The sequence below is a fragment of the Bernardetia sp. Wsw4-3y2 genome (assembly GCF_037126295.1).
GTDB lineage: Bacteria > Bacteroidota > Bacteroidia > Cytophagales > Bernardetiaceae > Bernardetia.
Genome location: NZ_CP147017.1, coordinates 1,644,353 through 1,662,289 on the forward strand (window position 1 = coordinate 1,644,353; position 17,937 = coordinate 1,662,289).

The following is a 17,937-nucleotide window of genomic DNA, read 5'->3' on the forward strand; positions in this document are numbered from 1 at the left end:
TAGCTTCGCTGCTTTAACAGGTCGTATTTTTTAATTTTTCCTTATTTGAAGTATCTGACAAACCTCTATTACTTATTTTTCTAAAAAAATTAGTTTTTCCGAAAAAAAGAAGTACATTTGTGTCGCACACGATTTAATCGTATTAAATAAAATCTTAAACGACTTAAAAATTCATAAAATGAAAACATCAACGTTACAAAATGTATTTAGAATCCTGTTAGCTCTCTTTATGATATATGCAGGTTTTAGCCATCTGACTTTTAATAGAATTGAGTTTCAAGCACAAGTGCCTGACTGGATACCGTTTTTTAGTAAAGATATGGTAGTCATTTTATCAGGAATTGTAGAAATGATATTGGGTTTGGGACTGGCTTTTTGGAAATCTAAACGGACTGAATTTGGCTGGGCATTGGCAATATTTTATATATTGATTTTCCCTGGTAATATTTCACAGTATCTTGAAGGAAGAGATGCCTTTGGAGCATTAAATTCGGATAGAGCTAGATTAATACGATTATTTTTTCAACCTGTTCTGATTGCTTGGGCATTGTGGTCTAGTGGAGCATGGCAGGCTTGGAGAGCAAAGCAAAAAAAGAATGACTAATGGAAGAATCAAAATTAAAACTGAGCAATCAAATTTGTTTTCCTCTTTACTCAGTTTCTCGTCTTATCACAAAGGCTTATAAGCCTTTTTTGGATAAAATGGGAATTACTTACCCTCAATATTTAGTATTGATGGTACTTTGGGAAAAAGATGAGATTACAGTAAATCAAATTACTGAAAAGTTACTTCTCAATACAAATACACTTTCGCCTATGCTAAAACGTATGGAGAAAATGGAAATTATTGAGCGTAATCGTTCAGAAGAAGATGAGCGAAGCGTCATTATAAAATTGACAGAAAAGGGAAAAGAACTAAAAAAACAAGCTACCTGTGTTCCAGAACAGCTTGCACAAGTATTAGTAAATGAAAATGTCCATGTTTCAGATATTATAAACCTAAAAGAGGTTCTGAATGAATGGATAAAAATACTTTCAGAAGACAAAGAATAATTTGTGCTAGAAAAAATTTATATACAAAAATCAATTAAAAACTACCAAAATGGAATTATTAGATAGACTCAACTGGCGATATGCTGCTAAAGCAATGAATGGCGAAAAAGTACCACAAGCAAAAATCGATAACATCATCGAAGCAATTTCGCTTGCACCTACTTCAAGTGGATTACAGCCTTTTGAGGTATTTGTTATTACCAATCAAGAAATTAAAGACAAAATTAAGTCTGTTGCTTGGAATCAATCTGTAGTTTCAGACTGTTCGCATTTGTTTGTTTTTGCTGCTTGGGATACATATACAGCCGACAGAATCAATAAAATGTTTGATTTGGTAAATGAAGTTCGTGGATTTAAAAATGAAGGTTGGGAAAACTACCGTCAAATGTTATTGAGTAGCTATCCACAAAAAGATGCAGAAGAAAACTTTCAACATGCTGCTAGACAAGCCTATATTGCTTTTACAGAAGCTCTAACAGCTTGTGCTTTCGAAGAAGTAGACTGTACGCCAATGGAAGGTTTTGATCCAAATGCAGTAGATGAGATTTTAGGATTAAAAGAAAAAGGTCTCAGAAGTTGTGTACTTCTTCCTGTTGGTTACAGAAAAACTGAAAATGACTGGTTGGTAAACTTGAAAAAAGTAAGAAAACCTAAAAAAGATCTAGTTACATTAGTTGACTAGTTTTTTCATCGTTTCATAGTATTGTAAAAGGTTGTAACATCTTGTTATGACCTTTTTTGTGTTTAAATATTTGGTTTGTATTTTAGCTATCATTATGCTTAACTCTATCTGTCACACCAAAAACGACAGGTTATAGCCGTTGTCGGTGTCCCCACCGACGACCATCAAAACAACCTAAAAAAACAATCCAAATAATGAAAACAATAAGAACCAATTCTGAAAATAAAGATTTTATTGATTTAGTGAAACTCCTTGACGCTGATTTAGCTCAAAGAGATGGAGAAGACCATTCTTTTTATGCACAGTTTAATAAAATTGACACCATAAAACATGCTGTTGTTCTTTATGAAAATGACATTCCATTAGCCTGTGGAGCAATAAAAGAATTTGATACTGATTCAATGGAAATAAAAAGAATGTATACTTTATCTCAAAATCGTGGAAAAGGAATTGCTTCAAAAATTCTTTCAGAACTAGAAAAATGGGCAAAAGAATTATCTTATAAAAGGTGTGTCTTAGAAACAGGACTCAAACAACCTGAAGCCATAGCACTTTATAAAAAAAATGGTTATGATGTAATTCCGAATTATGGACAATATATTGGGGTGGAAAACAGCAAGTGTTTTGAAAAAGTTTTGGAAAAAAAATTCTAAAATTAGGTTTAGCGCAAATAATTAGGATAGAGATTCTGAATTATTTTATCCTTATTATAAAAAATAATGTTATATTTCTCTAACTATAAATTTTATATAAAAACTCAATAATTAACTTCCAAATCATGAAAAACCTATTTTATTCCCTTCTCATTTTTTCATTTATTTCTTGTAATGGAAATTCAGAAACCAAAACGGCCGAATCTTCTGATTTAGAACACAATTCTACTTCATCTGAAAATGAAACTGTTACAGAAAATACATCCACTCAAACAAATCAAGAAATAACAGAATTGAAAACAGTTGAAGATATTAGAGCCGAATATCAAAGTATTATGTCTAAAATAACGAATGGAAAAATGGATTCTACCTCTTTTGAATATAGTTGTTATGAAGAATCATCAGGTAAAGTCATTTATTTTTTAGAAAACGGACAACTGCGAATGATAAAACATGATGAAGGTTGGGAGCATGGTGGAGTCACAAAAGAATATTTTTTAAAAGATAACACACCCTTTTTTATATTTGATAATACCCTAGCATGGAGTTTTGATGGAACAACAATGAATGGAGAAAGTCAAACTAAAGATAAAATAACAGAAAAACGCTTTTATATTATTGATAATCAATTAATAAAATGTCTTGAAAAAGAATTTACAATTCGTTCATCTGTTAAAAACAATCCTACTTCGGAAACAGTAGCCAATAAAGAAGTAAATTGTTCAGACCTTACAGAATTGATGAAAGATTATGAGTTAGTTTTGAAATATAAAAATCAAACAGCAAATATGGAGTGCCTAGAATAGAACTCTTTATATAAAAAACTCCAAACTACTTTCAAATGATTACAATTATTGCAAAATGGACAGTGATAGCTTTCGGAATATTTTTGATTTCAGTAGGGTTTTTAATGCTTTTTGCTCCAAAAATAGCTAGAGCAACTTTACGAAAAGCAGGAAGCACTAATTTTATAAATTATGCTGAAATTACTATTCGCATGATTCCTGCAATAGCAATGATTTTGTATGCAGATTTTTGTCGTTATCCAGAGTTTTTTAAGCTATTAGGTTGGTTTATGCTCGGAACTTCTGTTGTACTTTACTTTGTACCACGAAAATACCATCACAATTATGCAACTCAGGCAGCCAATATTTTGAAACCTCTTTATATTCGTTTGTTATTTCCTTTTTCTGTGCTTTTTGGGGGATTTGTTTTGTATTGTGTTTTTTGAAAAAATTAAGCTATGAAAATTAAAATTGAAGACTCAGTAGCTATCTTAACTCAGATAGTTGAAAATAAAATGGCTTCTGAAGCAAATTCATTAATAGAATCTGCTCTTGATGCTATGGTAGAGTTTAAATCTAATTACGAAATAATAAACTGTTCAGCTGAGCCTGACGATGATGCTGATGAGTTATTAGCAGAATATGGAATATATAGTTGGAATGAAGAAGAAGAAGAAAGATTTGAATTTGACATTGTTAGACAAATTTTGCTAGAAAATGATGAGGAGTTTTATCAACTTAGAATCAAATTAAGTTATGACAAAACTATTTTTTTAGAAACTGATGAAGATGGTTTTTGGAGTATGGATTATACAGATATTCAAGAGTGGGAACAAGAGATAAAAAATACTCAAGCCTATCAAATAGCCAAACAATCAGATTCAATAAAGTACGAAATTAGTTTAGATATGACCTAAAAATAGTTCTATAATTAAAAGATACAATCTAATTACTGTTTTTGATAAAAGAATTTGGTAAAAACCAACCGATTAAAAATTCCATTTCGTCGAAAGGCAAGCTATTTTAATCTTATTCTGACTATAAAAGGCTTTATGTTTGCTATTTTGATTAAATTAGTAGTAAATTATAGCTAGAAATTATATAGCGAAACGAATAGATTGTTATAATAGCCTTTTCCATAAAAACAGTAATCCGAATGTTTGAGCGTTTAACCACGAAACTGATTGGAGGTTTCTCCCTTATTCTTATCTTGTCTATTGCAGTCAATGTGTTTGCAATTATCAAACTCTCACAGGTACAAAATGTAGCCCTTGAGATTAGTGAAAATTGGATGCCGAGTATCTATGAGATATCGACCATTAGTGCCAATACTTCTGACCACATGATACGTCAGCAGCAACATATTTTTGCCCTTTCAGAAATTGAAATGTCAGAATATGAAGGTTTGATGCGATTAGATAAAGAAAATATTACTCGTAGTGAAAAAAACTACAAAAAATTGCTTCAAGAAAGAGAAGATATTCTAACTAATAGAATTGCAGACCAAAAAGAAGAAGATGATCCAGATTTGAAAGATTTAAGACAGAATGCAAATAATTTCAAACTCTTTCAAGATGATTATAAAAAATATTTAGAAGAAAGTGAAAAAATAAAACAATTATCAAGATATAATAACAAAGAAGAAGCAAAAGAAAAACTACGTGAGCGTTCATTTTTAGCTTTCGAATCAAGTAATCAAACACTCAATCAAATCATCTTTGATAACTTCGAAAATGCAAGAGAAGCAGCAAAACGAAGTGAAGAAATTTATACAGACTCTAGTCGTTTGATTATTGGCTTTACCCTAATTTCAATTATTGTAAGTATTTTGGTAGCCTTATTTATTGTCAGAAATACTCGTAAACAAATTGGGGGAGAACCTTCTGACATTGCAGAAGTAGCTCGTAGAGTTTCGGCAGGAGATTTAACAATGAAGTTTACAAATACAGAGTCAGAAGACAGTATTTATTCTTCTGTAAAAAAAGTAGTAGAAAATTTAAGGGAAGTTTCCAACATTACTAACAATATTGCAAAAGGAGATTTATCAAGACAAATTGAAGTAAAAAGCTCAAGTGACCTTTTAGCTATTTCAATTAATCAAATGATTGAGAATTTTAAAAATATTATCAATCAGGCACAAGTTATTGCAAAGGGAGATTATACCGTAAATGTAAAAGAAAGAGGCGAAGAGGACGAACTTAGTGCAGCTCTACAACGAATGACTGAAAGTTTGAGAACAAACAAAATTGAAACTTTCGAACAGAACTGGATTAAAGATGGTATCAATCAACTTGCTCAACAGCTTTCTGGAAACCTTCTTTCATTAGAACTTAGTCGAAAAGCAATCAATTTTATTTCTCGTTATACCGAATCGGCTCAAGGTGTGATGTATTTGGTGGATAGTTACTCTTCTAAATTAAAACTAAATGCTTCGTATGCCTTTACAGAGCGTTCTGGTCTTTCAAATGAATACAAAATTGGAGAAGGTTTGGTCGGACAAGTAGGTTTAGAGCGTAGTCCGATTTTGCTAAAAAATATCAGAAGACAAGACATGTCGCTCACAACAGGAACAGTAGAAGAGCCACCAACTCATGTTTATGCTTTTCCTCTTGTTTTTGAATACGAACTGTATGGAGTTATCGAATTAGCTTCTTTTGAGCCTTTCACACAACTCAAACAAGAATTTTTACAACAGGCTGCCAACACCATCGTAACTTATATTTATTCTGTTCTTCAAACTGACAGAATCAAAGGACTTTTAGCTACTTCAGAAGAAGCTACAAGAAGCGCACAAGCAAGAGCGCAAGAGATTGAGCAAGCCAATGAAAGATTAGAAGTTCAACAAGGAGAATTACAAGAAAAATCAGAAGAATTGCGTCGTAGAAATGAAAGTCTGATTTCAGCGAAAGAAGAGCTAGACAGAAGAGCCGAACAATTAGAATTATCAAACAAATACAAATCAGAGTTTTTGGCAAATATGTCGCATGAACTTCGAACACCACTCAATTCGATTATCATGCTTTCTAAAATGCTTTCTAAAAATGAAAAGGATACATTAGTAGAAAAAGATGTCAAAAAAGCTAAGATTATCTATAAATCAGGTGGAGAGCTTTTAAGATTAATAAATGATATTCTTGACCTTTCTAAAATTGAAGCAGGAAAAATGGTTATCAATCCTGTAGAGTTTGCCAACAAAGAAATTGTTACAGATATGAATGATTTGTTTCAAGGAATTGCTCAAGAAAAAGGAATTCAATTTCTTACAGAAGACAAAACCAAGTCATATATATATAGTGATAAGGAAAGACTCGCTCAGATTTTACGAAACTTCTTATCAAATGCCTTTAAATTTACAAAAAAAGGAGAAGTCAAATTGTCAATTGCTGAACATGATGAAGACCATTACAGATACAGCATTACAGATACAGGAATTGGAATTCCGAAAGACAAACAACAAATCATTTTTGAAGCCTTCAAACAAGCCGACGGAACTACTTCAAGAGAATATGGAGGAACAGGTTTAGGACTTTCAATTGCTAGAGAGCTTACAAAGCTACTGCAAGGACAAATTGAGCTAGATTCAGAAGCAGGAAAAGGAAGTACATTTTCAATTATTTTACCAAAACGATTAGATGAAGAACTAGCTGAAAAAGAAGACCGTGTAACAGTGGTAGTAAAAAATCTAGAAACGGGAAGAAACAAATCTTCTACTCAGAGATATTTGCCTAGAAAACTGATAAGAGAAGATGTTGAAGATGATAGAAATGATATTAACAAGAATGATAATGTTATTCTCATTATTGAAGATGAAGTTCAGTTTGCTGAAAGTATGGCAGAAGTACTGCATTCTCAAAATATAAAAGCCCTGATTGCTCAGAGTGGAGAAGAAGGAATTGATTTGGCAATGCAATACAAACCAAGTGGAATTATTTTAGACTTGGGCTTGCCTGATATTGATGGAACAGATGTTTTGAAAAAACTAAAATCCTATAAAGAGTTGCGTCATATTCCTATCGAAATTATTTCGGCTAGAGATAAAGATAATGATTTGCTTTCCACAGGGGCATTTGGTTTCCTTCAAAAACCAATAGATGAAAATGTCTTGAAAAAAGCAATGACTGATATGCTTCGTCTTTCTCATAAAAAAGTCAAAGATTTATTAGTTGTGGAAGATGACGAATCACAAATGGAAGCTATCAAAGAGCTTATCATTGGCAACGATGTAAAAGTAAAAGGTGTAAAAAATCAGACAGAAGCTATTGAAGCCATTGAGAATGGAACTTTTGATGGTGCAATTGTAGATTTGGGTTTAAAAGATGGAAGTGGACAAGAGGTGTGTAAATACATCAATGAAAATCATCCAAATATTCCTGTCATTATTTATACTGGCAAAACCCTATCACCTGAAGAAGAAACAAATCTGCGAAAAGCAGCTCAAAGTATCATCTTAAAGACTAGAGATACAGGTGAAAAATTGCGAGAAGAAGTCGCTTTATTTTTACATAGAATGGAAGAAGAGGTTGAGAAAGAAACCCCTAAACAAGAAGAAAATGAACAAAAAACACGTACAGCCGAACTTGCTGAATCTCTATTAGCCGAACTTCAAGTAGATAAAGAATTAGAAGAATTGCTTCCAAAAAGAGGAAATTCTAATAAGAATAACAAAGGCAAAAAAGATAAAAATGCTGAAAAACTAGAAGGTGATGTTCCTCCTCGTTCGCTCACTCGTAATTCTATCAATGAAGAAATGGATGGAAATGATGATGAGGAAGAAGAAGAGTACAAATCTGCTAATGAATCTATAAAAGAAGTGAGCAAGGAAGAAGCAATTAAGCTCATCAAAAACAAAACTATCTTAGTAGTCGATGATGATATTCGTAATATTTTTGTAATCGCATCTGCTTTAGAGACTTATGAAGCTCAGATTTTGGAAGCCATGAATGGTCAGCAAGCTATTGATATGCTTCGTGAAGAAGATATAGATTTGGTTTTGATGGACTCGGTTATGCCTGAGATGAATGGACTTGATGCTATGCGAATTATTCGTCAAGATGAAGATTTGAAGCATTATCCAATTGTTGCCATTACTGGAAAAGCACAAGAAGAAGACAAACAAGAGTGTTTTGATGCAGGAGCAAACGATTATATTGTTAAGCCTGTAGATTACGACCAACTAGTCTATACAGTTTGTAAATGGATTGGTAAGCGAGTTTAATACTATTTACCTCAGAATTAAAATAAAAAAATCCTTTTCAATTTGAGTTTAATTCAGAATGGAAAGGATTTTTTCTTTCAATAAACCACTATCACTTATGAAAACTAAATTATATCACTCAACACTTATTTTTATAGCTCTTTTTTGCTTCTCTTTTGTAGCCTATCAAAAATATGAGGATTTTATTTCGGAGCAGAAAAAATACAAAAAAGTGCGTACAGCGTATCAAGAAAAAGAAAAATATCTGACTAAAAAATTAGCTGACAACAATCTATCTCTTCAAAATCTCAATATTTTGATGGTTGCCTATAAAGATGAAGGAGAGCTAGAAATATATGTCAAAGCAAAAACGGCAACATCCTATCAAAAATTTCTGACTTATGACATTTGTAGTAGTTCGGGCAGCTTAGGCGCAAAAAATCAACAAGGAGATTATCAAGTTCCTGAAGGTTTTTATTATATCAACCATTTCAATCCAATGAGTAGCTATTTTCTATCTTTAGGAATTAGTTATCCCAATCAAGCCGATAAAAAACGAAATCCAACAAGAAAAATAAAAGATTTAGGAGGAGCGATTTATCTACATGGTTCTTGTGTAACCATTGGATGTATTCCCATTACAGATGAATTGATAAAAGAAGTCTATGTTTTGGCTGTACAGGCACGAGCAAATGGGCAAAGCAAAATTCCAATTTATATTTTTCCGTTTCGTTTTACAAAAGAAAATAAGGAAATATTTTATCCAAAATATCAAAAACTGGTAGGATTTTGGGACAACATAAAGATAGGATATGAAAAATTTGAGAAAAACAAACAACATTTATCTTTTCAGATAGATGCAAAAGGTAATTATATTTTTGACTAATTTTATCTCAATTTTTATTCTATTACTCATTTTATCAAAACAAGAGTAGCTTTGAAACAGTTTAGTAATAAAGGATAATTTAAATTTCACCATCCTTCCTAAAACTTGTTTTAGCTATTTTTTAATCTCATTACCTTAATTTCAATACAATGAAAAACATTAATATTTACTCATTGCTAGTCTTTACTTTTGCTTTTTGTCTTTTTTCAACTGTTTCTTTTGCACAGCGAAATAAAAACCCATACAAAGACAAATCAAAAACGATTGCTATAGATGAAAAAAATGTCTATGATGCCAGCAAAGACAAAGACAGAAAAGTTTTGCATCTAAAAGACACAATTCCTGCTGAAGATTTTGCTGAATTTGTAGGAAAAATAAAGGAAGTAAAAACGCCTTATGATTTGAGTGAAAAATCAAATGCAAAAGCATTTTCTCCAGTTTCGACCACTACTTATGAAAAATATTTCAATATCATTAATGGTTTGGGCGAAAGAGTTATGGTAGAACCAAAAGGAAATAATCGTTTGTATTTAATTGGAAAATTAGCTGATATGCCTGAAGGAATTACTGCACTTCTTTTTTATGGTTATGATGGATCTATTTTTCAGTTTACAAAATTAGTTACTTTTGATGAAACAGGACATCCAATTGCAGAACAAAATATGCAATATTATATCAAAGGTTCACAAGATGGTTTTACACAAGAAGAAAAAGTAACTTGTAAACTCAATGAAGACAAAACAGTAAGTTGTATGACTTATGCAGCCGAAGGAGAAGAAAAAGAAATGACAGTTAAGTCAGGCGTTATACATCAAGTACAACCAAACGGAACTATTAAAGAAGTTGGGATTGTAGATTTGGAAGCTGAAGTGGAAAATGAAGATGATAAATAACTTGTTTTTCAGCTAAGAATTTATAGTTAAAATAGAGCTTGAAATTTCAAAAAATGTAGAACCTAAACGTTATTCAATCCGTTTTTTAATGGACAGAATAACGTTTTTTTATTTCAACTAAAATAAATTTTAATGCTATGAGTTCTAATAATGAAATCCTTACACTCTCTGGACTCATTCTAGGAGTTGGTCTTGTTTTGATTATTACAGTAGTGATGCTTTTTAATGGCTCTGCCCAAACTACAACAAGTAAAACTACTCAGAATACAGCTACAAATTCAGCTCCTGTGGAAGATATAAATACAAAAGTAGCCTCTCTTGCTGAACCTCAAAAAGCTATCGTTTTGCAAGGAAATGAACTTTTCCAAGGGAATTGTGCACAATGCCATGCTATTGATAAAAAAGTAGTTGGTCCTGCACTTAAAGGCGTAACTGCTCGTTGGGAAAACGAATCTGAAATCATTAATTTTATCAAATATCCTGAAAAAGTAATTACAGGAGGCAAAAACAATTATGCATCAAAATTGTATGAAGAATACGGGCAAATGATGCCAAATCATGATTTTTTTAGTGATCAACAAATACAATCTATTCTTACTTATGTCAAGTTTGAATCTGGAGAAGAAATCGCTATGAAATAAAAATTAAATATAAATTTCCTCTATTCTATCTCTATCAGAATTTTTACATTTTGGTAGAGATATTTTTTAATCTATTCTTCTTAAATTTATTCATTATGAAAAAACGAATCTTGCTTTCAACTATTTTTGCTGTTCTTCTTTTTGCAAGTTTTATCATTTATCAAAAAATAAAAATTGATACAACTTCTACATACGAGATAATACAAGATGACGAAAATTATAAAATAAATGAAGCTAGATTATTGGTTTATGAACTCAATCCAAAAGAACAACAACTAGATTTTTATTGGAAAGATGAAGCAGGAAAAAACTATGAAAACTTTGGAATTCTGAAAAAGTCATTTCAAAAACAAAATAAAGAATTAGTTTTTGCCATGAATGGGGGAATGTTTAAAAGAGATTTATCGCCACAAGGATTATTTATTGATAATGGAATTACTCGTTTTGAGGTTGATACTGTTCAAAAAGGCTATGGCAATTTTTATATGCAACCCAACGGAATTTTTTATTTGACAAAAGATAATAAAGCTATTGTTTCTACTACAAATAAATTTCTCAAAACAAACGATAAACAAAACATAAAATATGCTACTCAGTCAGGACCAATGCTTTTGATTGATGGAAATATTCATTCAAAATTTCGAAAAGGCTCATCAAATCTCAATATCAGAAATGGTGTAGGAATATTACCAAATGGAAATATACTCTTTGCAATGTCAAAAGAAGAGATTAATTTTTATGATTTGGCTACTTTTTTCAAACAAAAAGGCTGTAAAAATGCTCTTTATTTAGATGGCTTTGTTTCCAAAGTCTATTTACCTTCCCAAAACTGGCAACAAACAGATGGAATTTTTGGGGTAATTATAGCAGAAACGAAAACTAAATAATCACACGAAACACAATCAAAAAATTAACCTCATCAGTATTATTCTCATTCTTTTAGCTGTTGCCATGATTACAATTGGAATTATCTCAAAAATACTTCCTCCACCTCTTACTGGAATTGGTTTTTTAGTAATTGCTTGGGGTTTTCAGCTTTTTAAGAAGTAATTTTCCAGATTATTTTAACTTTATTGGAATCCAAATTTCTTCTTCTGAGCTTTCATCTGTTGGATTATATTTTTCTCCCAAAATCTCAAAATGCTCTCTTTTATCTAATTGATAATCTGAGTTTGGTAACCATTTTTCAAAAATATATTGTGCCATTTTTGGAAAATCTTTGGGCAAACCTTTATATAAAAATACAGCGTATAGTCCACCTTCCAAAACTCTTTTTTCCATACCTTGGGGAATAACTTCAAAAGAATCTACTTCAATCATGGCACATTTTGTAAACTCTGTTTTTGGATTAAAATCTTTAAAATCTAATGATTCATTATAAATTTGAATGGAATATAAATCTGTTCCAATAGTATGTTTGATAGTTTTTTTCTGAGGCATAAAACTCTGCCATAACTCCATTGTCTTATTATTTGATAAAGACATTTTTAAAGAGTTACCAATTAGCTTTTTTGAAGGAAGGATTTTGATTTCTGGATTCATTTATTCTTTAAATTACGATTATTATTATTTTTTCTAATGAACTTGTTTAAGAATGGTGATTTATTTTTTTAAAAAGAGGTCAAAATAGTTATACTTGTAAATCATCACATTTTCAATCTAACTATTTTTCCCTCTATGTACGTAAACTTATCAAAAAAATTTATAACCGAAAATATTTTACCTTATTTACATCAATTTACAAAAGGTCGTCGTATAAAAGTAGCTCTTTGGCGTATTATCCAAGCCATTGTGTATCGCTTAAAATCAGGGAGTCAATGGCGAGAACTTCCTATGAAACAATTTTTCGGAAACTTATCAATTCGCTGGAATACAGTATATTACCATTATAATAAATGGTCAAAATTAGGAAGTTGGAAGAAATTATGGATCAAGTATTTAGAAGATTATCGTGGAGAATTAGATTTTTCTATTTGTCAGCTAGACGGCAGCCACACTTCAGCTAAACGAGGAGGAGAAGGTATTGGATATTCCAAAAGAAAAGCAGGAAAAACAACCAATGCACTTTTTCTAACGGATAAAAATGGTATTCCAGTAGCGATGTCTGTTCCAAGAGCAGGCAATCATCACGATGCTTTTGAACTTGAAAAAAATATGCAATCTATGATAGATGATTTGAATGCTTCTCAAATTAGAGAAGGAGGAATTTTTCTCAATGCTGATGCAGCCTTTGATACACAAGCCTTTCGTTCTTTTTGTAATCATTTAGATATTGTAGATAATATAGATTTTAATAAAAGAAATAAAAAAGACCTTGATAATCAACCATTTAAAGATGAAGAAATGTATGAATTGAGATTCGTTATTGAAAGAACTAATGCGTGGTTAGATGCTTTCAAAGCCTTAATTATGAGGTACGAAACTAAAATTCATACGTGGCAAAGTTTACACTATTTAGCCTTTACTTTAATATTTGCCAGAACTAGAAAAAAACATTCTTAAACAACTTCAATATCAAAAACTCAATTCGATAAATCAAGTTACTAATAAGTATCTAAAATTATTCCTCCATACAGCCAAATTAATCAAAAAATGAAAATTCTATTAGCCAATCAAATGGCTTTAGCCGACCAAGAAACCATCAAAAATGAGCCTATTTCTTCTTTAGATTTAATGGAAAAAGCATCACAGAAGGCTTTTTATTGGATTCAGAATTATTTTGCTCAAAATATTAATAGTGGTTTAATCAATACTGAATTTCATATTTTTTGTGGAATTGGAAACAATGGTGGCGATGGACTTGTAATTGCTAGACTTCTCTCAAACTTTGCTTTCCAAATAAATGTGTATATAGTAGCTTTTTCAGATAAACGAAGTAAAGATTTTGAAGCTAATTTTGAAAGAATAAAAACGATTTCGAATATAAAGATTGTAGAAATAAAGACAGAAGAAGATTTAAAAAAATTGTCTATCTCTCAAAACAATCAAAACGAATGGATTATTGATGCAATTTTTGGATATGGATTAAATAGAGTTCCTGAAAAGATTGCAGCCAAAACGATTGAATTTATTAATCAAAACTCTAATAAAAATATAATTTCAATAGATATTCCTTCGGGACTTTTTGCTGATGAAAACCAAAGCAAGGAACATCATTTTGATAAAAATCTGACCGTATACGCCACACACACACTTACTTTTCAAAGTCCAAAATTATCGTTTTTCTTCGATGAGTATAGTGAGTTTGTAGGAAATTTTGAGGTATTGGATATTGGATTAGATAAGGATTTCATTAAAAAATTAGATACTCAAAACTACTGGCTTACCACTCAAAAAATAAAACAAATCTACAAACCACGTACACGAACAGGACACAAAGGAAGTTTCGGACATGCGCTACTGATTGTGGGAAGTTATGGAAAAATGGGAGCTGCACAGCTTTCATCAAAGGCTGCTCTTCGAAGTGGAATTGGTCTTTTGTCTATCCGAACGCCAAAATGTGGAATTGTCCCATTACAAAGTGCAGTTCCAGAAGCAATGATTTTGGTAGATGATTTTGATAAAAAAAATAAGAAACGTAAAAAAGAAAACAAGACATTTTTATCTACTTTTTCCGATGAGCTATTAGAAAAAATGAAAGATTATAAAACTATCGGAATCGGTTGTGGAATGGGTACAGAAGAAAAAACACAAAAATTATTTTTACAGATTCTGAAAACTATTGATTATCCAATCGTTATTGATGCTGATGCGCTGAATATTTTGGCTAAAAACAGAAATTATGAAAATGAGAATAAAGATTGGTTAGATTTTGTTCCCAAAAATTCAATCTTGACACCACACCCAAAAGAATTTGAACGTCTTTTTGGAAAAACACAAACACCCGAAGAAAGACACCGACTTTTGAGAAATTTAGCTAAAGAATATCAACTTTGTATTTTACTCAAAGGTTCTTTTTCAGCTTTAGCTTTGCCAAATGGAGATATTTATCACAGCTCTTTTGGCGATATTGGAATGGCAACGGGTGGAAGTGGCGATGTTCTGACAGGAATACTTACTTCCCTTTTGGCGCAAGGTTATAGTTCAGAAGAAAGTCTGTTACTTGGTATTTTTTTACATGGAAAAGCTGGAGAATTGGCAGCCAAAAACAAATCTAGTGAATCGATGCTTCCTTCTGATTTGATTGAAGAATTAGGGAATGTTTTTAAGATGATTTTGTAACTTGATTAGCGAGTGATTTATATGATAAAATGCAGGATAATACAACTGAAAACAATAATTACTAATTAATTTACTATTAAACATTTTTCTATGGAAATCAGAAATTTAAGTGAAATCAATTTTGATAGTTTGATAGAATGTTTTTTACTTTCTTTTGAGAATTATTTTGTCAAAATGCCTACTGACATAGCGTATTACAAACAGAGGTGGCAAACGGCAAAAGTAGATTATCGCCTTTCTTATGGAATGTTTGATAATGAAAAATTAGTTGGTTTTATCCTTCATGCTATTGATAAACGAGATGGAAAATTAGTAGCTTACAATACAGGAACAGGCGTAATTCCTTCTCACAGAAGACAAAAAATTATTCCTTCTATCTATCAATATGCTATTTCAGATTTGCTGCAACATGGAATTGATAAATCGGTTTTAGAAGTAATTACAGAAAATGAAAAGGCTATAAAAGTCTATCAAAATGTGGGTTTTGAGATAATAAAACATTACAAATGCTTTGTAGGAGAAGTAAACCTAGAAAATAGAGATACAACTAATTTTGAACTCAAAAAGATAAATTATTCAGATATAAACTGGTCAGAAATGCCTAATCAAAACGCTTATTCTTGGGACAATCATTTCAAGATTATAAAAAATGGAAATTATGAATATTATCAAGTTTGGAATCAAAACGGCTCAGGAAATAATCTAGAATCTTTCTTTGTCATAAATCCCATCAATAGACACGAGGGATATATCACACAATTTGAAGTTTTGATAAATGATGAAAAATCTAAACAACTCGCCTATCAAAGACTTTTTTCTGCTATAAAAGAAATTTCTCCCTTCATCAAAATCAATAATATTGATACAAAATTTGAAGATAAAATCCATTTTCTTAATTCAATAGGCATTGAAAATATAATTGACCAATATGAAATGGAAATGAATATAAAATAAACAGCCTAACTTATTCTACTTTTTGAGTTTCTTACTCAGTCTAACAAACTCTTTTTTAAGCTCCTTTTCTTTAGTGATATTTTCTTCTATTTGTAAATCTACCTTTTCTCTCTTTGGATTTATCCATCGAAATAATTTCCCATTATCAAAATAATACCTATTTTCTTCTATTTTTGATTTTCTGATGTCAAAGGCTGCTATTTCATTTTCTTTAGCAACTTCTTTAGTCATATAAATGCTAGTGTTGTATTCAAAATGCTGCTCAAAAATGAAAAATAATTTATCATTCTTCAAGTAGAAAGTAAATATATGTTTTCCTGCTTCTCCAAGCCAAGTCATATTTATTACCTTTAATTCTCTGTTGTTTTTTATATCATAATAACCTACTAACTGTCCTCCTTCAGTTGATTCTCCCATAATATCAACTGTTGTAGTATCATAAGTAGATTTATTTTCTTGTATAGTATTATATTCTTGACGAATATTTTTTATAATTTCTTCTTCTTGTGATTCTGTATTTTGAGAAAAAGACATTTTTGTAAAACTCAAAATTAATAAACAAGATATAATTAAGATTTTCATTGGTTTTTAATTTTAATTACTGATGATAAATTTCATTAATTTCCTCCACAGCTCTTTCAGCCGTTTCAAGTGCACCATGAACAGTTGCAAAATGTCCGTTGTAATGTGTAGCTTCTCCTGCAAAGAAAATTTTGTCCTCAATCGGACGAGCCAACTGCTTTCTAAGTTTGTGAGAACCTACTGACGGATACGAATATGCACCTTCAATATATTCTACTTTTGACCAATCTAAATATTCAAAATCTAAAATAGTAGCTGACGCATTACCGTCAAAATGTTTGTCTAGTTCATCAATTAGTTTTTCTAAAATCTGTCCTTTTGAAAAGCCATTTTCTGTGTAATTTTTGGCTTTATCGCCCATAATAAATGCTGTCAAACCAAACGTAGAAGGATTTTTAATGTAGGGAACAGTTTCCCAATATTCGTTTGCAGCATCCATTCCTACTAAATATTCGGTTTCTTCGCCATCATTGTACTTTTTTGACCAAAAATTCTCTGAGAAGTTTAGAAAAAATTTAATCGCATAATTATCCATTCCTATTTTATCAATCGCTTCTTGTTTTTTGGGAGATAATTCGGGCAAGAAAATAATTTTATTTTGCTTTAACTGCGTAAGAGGAACAGTTATCAAAACAGCATCAGCTCTATAATTTTGAAAATCTTTTGTGATAATTTCTACTCCTTCTGCAAACGAACGCACCATAATAACAGGTTTTTCAAGTTGCAAAAAGGGTTTTGTTTTTTCTTTCCATTCTTCCAAAAGGCTCTCAAAACCTACACACATTCTATAATTTTGCTCTCCAGCTTCCCATCGGTAGGCTTCAACAGCTAAGGCTTTCATTCCTAAGTTCTTCAAATTTGTTCCCAAAGCACCTGCAAAGGCTTCATACCAACGATAGGCATCAGGCTGACGAGTAGGCGTAATATCGTGCTGCTCTAAAAAATTACTCAACGGAATATCTTCACCTTCATAGTGATGATGACCTTCATAAAACTCTTCATAATCAGCAAAATACTGTTTTGCATCTTCAAGTTTTTTGATTTTTTTATTAGAAAATAACTCATCTCGCCACAGAAAAGACGAATCGCCTTCTTTGTGTAATTTGTCTGCTTTCTTTGCCATTTTATGAAACAGTGTACCTTTTCCATGGACAAATTCTGCACCCATTTCTAGCTTGTAGGGAAAGCGTTCTGTTTTTGTCCAAACCCTTCCTCCTGTTCGGTTTGAGGCTTCTAATAAAGTTACTTCGTGTCCTTGTTCTATCAATAAACTGGCTGCATAAAGTCCTGCTGCACCTGCACCAACAACAATAATTTGTTTTTTATTAGTAGTTATGTTTGGAATTTTTGAAGAAGGAGTTTCCATAGAAATAGCTATTTTAGTTTAGGTTTA

At 31.2% G+C, this 17,937-nt stretch carries 18 protein-coding genes; 15 read left to right on the top strand and 3 right to left on the bottom strand.

Annotated features, from left to right (window positions below; translation table 11 throughout):
- Nucleotides 1-178: 178 nt before the first annotated feature.
- From V9L05_RS06470 to V9L05_RS06525, 12 genes are all read left to right on the top strand, one after another.
- Nucleotides 179-604, top strand: coding sequence for a hypothetical protein (locus V9L05_RS06470; protein ID WP_338794011.1), 426 nt, complete (start codon nucleotides 179-181; stop codon nucleotides 602-604).
- A complete protein-coding gene (locus V9L05_RS06475) occupies nucleotides 604-1,053 on the top strand; it encodes a MarR family transcriptional regulator (protein ID WP_338814843.1) in 450 nt (149 codons plus the stop codon). The genes V9L05_RS06470 and V9L05_RS06475 overlap by 1 nt, the downstream gene beginning before the upstream one ends.
- Nucleotides 1,054-1,102: 49 nt before the next feature.
- Nucleotides 1,103-1,735, top strand: coding sequence for a nitroreductase family protein (locus tag V9L05_RS06480; RefSeq protein WP_338814844.1), 633 nt, complete (start codon nucleotides 1,103-1,105; stop codon nucleotides 1,733-1,735).
- 194 nt (nucleotides 1,736-1,929) lie between these two features.
- Nucleotides 1,930-2,388, top strand: a complete 459-nt coding sequence (locus V9L05_RS06485; RefSeq protein ID WP_338814845.1) for a GNAT family N-acetyltransferase — start codon at nucleotides 1,930-1,932, stop codon at nucleotides 2,386-2,388.
- Between the two features lie 125 nt (nucleotides 2,389-2,513).
- Complete coding sequence (locus V9L05_RS06490; protein WP_338814846.1) at nucleotides 2,514-3,194, top strand: hypothetical protein; 681 nt, start codon at nucleotides 2,514-2,516, stop codon at nucleotides 3,192-3,194.
- Between the two features lie 35 nt (nucleotides 3,195-3,229).
- Nucleotides 3,230-3,619 carry a hypothetical protein gene (locus V9L05_RS06495; RefSeq protein WP_338814847.1) on the top strand — a complete coding sequence of 130 codons (390 nt, stop codon included), beginning with the start codon at nucleotides 3,230-3,232 and terminating at the stop codon, nucleotides 3,617-3,619.
- 12 nt (nucleotides 3,620-3,631) lie between these two features.
- The gene (locus V9L05_RS06500) at nucleotides 3,632-4,090 is read left to right on the top strand and encodes a hypothetical protein (RefSeq protein WP_338814848.1); all 459 of its coding nucleotides are present in this window, start codon (nucleotides 3,632-3,634) and stop codon (nucleotides 4,088-4,090) included.
- A 239-nt stretch (nucleotides 4,091-4,329) separates the two neighbouring features.
- Complete coding sequence (locus V9L05_RS06505; RefSeq protein ID WP_338794003.1) at nucleotides 4,330-8,388, top strand: response regulator; 4,059 nt, start codon at nucleotides 4,330-4,332, stop codon at nucleotides 8,386-8,388.
- 97 nt (nucleotides 8,389-8,485) lie between these two features.
- Nucleotides 8,486-9,253, top strand: coding sequence for a L,D-transpeptidase family protein (locus V9L05_RS06510; protein WP_338814849.1), 768 nt, complete (start codon nucleotides 8,486-8,488; stop codon nucleotides 9,251-9,253).
- A 149-nt stretch (nucleotides 9,254-9,402) separates the two neighbouring features.
- Nucleotides 9,403-10,146 (top strand): hypothetical protein, encoded by a 744-nt coding sequence (locus V9L05_RS06515; RefSeq protein ID WP_338794001.1) that lies wholly within the window; start codon nucleotides 9,403-9,405, stop codon nucleotides 10,144-10,146.
- Between the two features lie 137 nt (nucleotides 10,147-10,283).
- A complete protein-coding gene (locus V9L05_RS06520) occupies nucleotides 10,284-10,787 on the top strand; it encodes a cytochrome c (protein ID WP_338814850.1) in 504 nt (167 codons plus the stop codon).
- Between the two features lie 95 nt (nucleotides 10,788-10,882).
- Nucleotides 10,883-11,674 (top strand): phosphodiester glycosidase family protein, encoded by a 792-nt coding sequence (locus tag V9L05_RS06525; RefSeq protein WP_338814851.1) that lies wholly within the window; start codon nucleotides 10,883-10,885, stop codon nucleotides 11,672-11,674.
- A gap of 172 nt (nucleotides 11,675-11,846) precedes the next feature.
- On the opposite strand, the gene V9L05_RS06530 is transcribed toward V9L05_RS06525, so the two are convergent.
- Nucleotides 11,847-12,329, bottom strand: coding sequence for a GyrI-like domain-containing protein (locus V9L05_RS06530; protein WP_338793997.1), 483 nt, complete (start codon nucleotides 12,327-12,329; stop codon nucleotides 11,847-11,849).
- A 135-nt stretch (nucleotides 12,330-12,464) separates the two neighbouring features.
- Here V9L05_RS06530 and V9L05_RS06535 point away from each other — a divergent pair, with 135 nt between their 5' ends.
- From V9L05_RS06535 to V9L05_RS06545, 3 genes are all read left to right on the top strand, one after another.
- Nucleotides 12,465-13,289 (top strand): IS5 family transposase, encoded by an 825-nt coding sequence (locus V9L05_RS06535; RefSeq protein ID WP_338812380.1) that lies wholly within the window; start codon nucleotides 12,465-12,467, stop codon nucleotides 13,287-13,289.
- A gap of 90 nt (nucleotides 13,290-13,379) precedes the next feature.
- Complete coding sequence (locus tag V9L05_RS06540; RefSeq protein WP_338814852.1) at nucleotides 13,380-15,008, top strand: NAD(P)H-hydrate dehydratase; 1,629 nt, start codon at nucleotides 13,380-13,382, stop codon at nucleotides 15,006-15,008.
- 90 nt (nucleotides 15,009-15,098) lie between these two features.
- Nucleotides 15,099-15,962 (top strand): GNAT family N-acetyltransferase, encoded by an 864-nt coding sequence (locus V9L05_RS06545; protein ID WP_338814853.1) that lies wholly within the window; start codon nucleotides 15,099-15,101, stop codon nucleotides 15,960-15,962.
- A gap of 15 nt (nucleotides 15,963-15,977) precedes the next feature.
- Here V9L05_RS06545 and V9L05_RS06550 read toward each other — a convergent pair whose 3' ends face one another.
- Together V9L05_RS06550 and V9L05_RS06555 are read right to left on the bottom strand one after the other, a co-directional pair.
- Complete coding sequence (locus V9L05_RS06550; RefSeq protein WP_338814854.1) at nucleotides 15,978-16,544, bottom strand: hypothetical protein; 567 nt, start codon at nucleotides 16,542-16,544, stop codon at nucleotides 15,978-15,980.
- Between the two features lie 16 nt (nucleotides 16,545-16,560).
- Entirely contained in the window at nucleotides 16,561-17,910 is a 1,350-nt protein-coding gene (locus tag V9L05_RS06555; RefSeq protein ID WP_338814855.1) for an NAD(P)/FAD-dependent oxidoreductase, read from the bottom strand.
- Between the last annotated feature and the right edge of the window lie 27 nt (nucleotides 17,911-17,937).